Here is a 1,987-nt window from a genome sequence, read left to right on the forward strand (position 1 = left end):
CTTGGATTATTATAGGACGATTTTTAACAGAATGTAAACTAGGGAGTTTTGCCGCTACCGATTTCAGCTATAGATCGGCTTTGTTGTTAACTTTTATGGTAGAAAACTCTGATTTTGTCCTAGTTAAAGCTAGGATAGAAGCAGTAAGCTAAGAGGCGAGGGTATAAGACTATGTTCGACAATCATAATCGAGATTTTCGTTATTCTTGTCGTTGTGGACAAGCCAATTTTCAGTCGGTAAAACATCGATCGGGTATTTTATTAATCGGGGGAGCGGAAGGAGGTAAATTAGGAGAAGATCAAGCGACCACATGGTTATTGAATCGAGCTAAAGGCGGTAATTACTTAGTGTTGCGCTTTGGCAATCTTGGCGGTCAAGCTGATTGGATTTGCGACAATTACCGCTCCCTGATCGGCTCAGCGGCGGAACTATCAATTGATAGTCGTGAAGCGGCGAATCATCCTGATGTTATCGAATATATTCGTAATGCCGATATTCTTTTTTTTGCCGGTGGTGATCAAAATCAGTACGAGGATTTGTGGGAAAGCACAAAGGTGGAAACAGCGATCAATTATCTGATCAATGAGAAAAAAGTTCCCGTGGCGGGAACCAGCGCAGGAATGGCTATTCTGGGTGATTTTTACTATGCGCCTACTCACGAAGGAGTACTGAGTTCGGAAATATTAAATAATCCCTTTCACTTCAACACCAAAGACTTCTATCGGAGTGATTTTATTCGGGTTCCTTTTCTCAAAAAAGTGGTGACAGATACCCATTTGGATCGACTCAATCAAGATCATCCCGAAACAAGATATGGTCGCCTTTTTGGTTTTTTAGCCCGCAATGTACACGATAATCACAATCAACTGCCCGCCTACGCTATCGGTTTAGAAGAAGGTGCTTTTCTGGCGATCGATGAGCATGGTATCGCCAAAGTCTATGGCAACGGCACCGATAAGGGACAAGATGCCTATTTTCTGCAAACTAACGGGACTCTACCCGAACAGATGGAGCCGGATCGGCCTTTAATCTGGAATAATAACGGTCAAGCGGTGAAAGTCTATCGCATCGCAGGAACTCCCTCCGGCAGCGGTAAATTTGACCTCAAGGATTGGTCTAGTGCTGCTGGCGGTCGCTGGGAATATTGGTACACTAAAGGGGGAATAGCTGGGTTTAAGCGGGTTCCATTAGCCTGAAGGTCATTTTTGTCAAAAAAGTGATTTCTATGGGTGTTATGATTAATTTTGAGGCAATAAGGAGAATTTTTTGAGCTATGACCCCTGAATTAATCACTTTTGGTCGGTATCTCGCAGGTGAATTTGAAAATCAACGGCAAGCACAAGCGGAACCGGTGTGGTACGTTCACCTGCGTTTATGGTTGCGTCCGTTGCCTTTATTTCGGGAAGACAGCATCGCACTTTTTGCCGAACAGGCCAGTATAATCAATTTAGACCAACCCTACCGACCGCGACTGTGGCGATTAATGCGATCGGAATCGGCAGGGTTAGAGGTTAGGCATTATATGTTTAATGACCTGAAATCCGTGCAAGGTGCGGGCAAAAATCCCGATATTCTGCGAAAAATTAGCTTAGAAGACCTAACTTTTCTGCCTACCTGCACTTTATCGGTCAAAGTCAATACTCTCGCTGATAATCAATACCAGTTTATCGCCCAACCGCAACCGGAACAGCGCTGTCAATTCACCTATGAGGGGACAACCTATCAGGTGGCTTTAGGTTTCGAGGTGACGAGTCATAGCCTAAAAACCTACGATAAAGGTCTAGATCCCGGCACTGGTAAGGGAATTTGGGGTGCTCTGCTCGGTCCCTATCAATACGAGAAAAAACGGGATTTTTCGGCAGAATTGGATGTGTGAGGAAGATTGCATCACATTAGGTCAAAATGACGGCAGACGACACCGCAAAGAGCCGCTAAAGCGGTAATTCCTAAAGCTGTACCGATGTCTTGTCCTTGATTGACAGCAAA

At 44.5% G+C, this 1,987-nt stretch carries 2 protein-coding genes; both read left to right on the plus strand.

Annotated features, from left to right (window positions below; genetic code table 11):
* Nucleotides 1-171: 171 nt before the first annotated feature.
* Complete coding sequence (locus PX481_RS23185) at nt 172-1,197, plus strand: cyanophycinase (RefSeq protein ID WP_002758322.1); 1,026 nt, start codon at nt 172-174, stop codon at nt 1,195-1,197.
* 77 nt (nt 1,198-1,274) lie between these two features.
* Nucleotides 1,275-1,877, plus strand: a complete 603-nt coding sequence (locus PX481_RS23190) for a chromophore lyase CpcT/CpeT (protein ID WP_288096284.1) — start codon at nt 1,275-1,277, stop codon at nt 1,875-1,877.
* The last annotated feature ends 110 nt before the right edge of the window (nt 1,878-1,987 follow it).

This window comes from Microcystis sp. M53603_WE2 (genome assembly GCF_030065435.1).

Coding starts and splice junctions, on each gene's coding strand:
- PX481_RS23185 (WP_002758322.1), top strand. CDS start 172: ATGTTCGACAATCATAATCGAGATTTTCGTTATTCTTGTCGTTGTGGA.
- PX481_RS23190 (WP_288096284.1), top strand. CDS start 1,275: ATGACCCCTGAATTAATCACTTTTGGTCGGTATCTCGCAGGTGAATTT.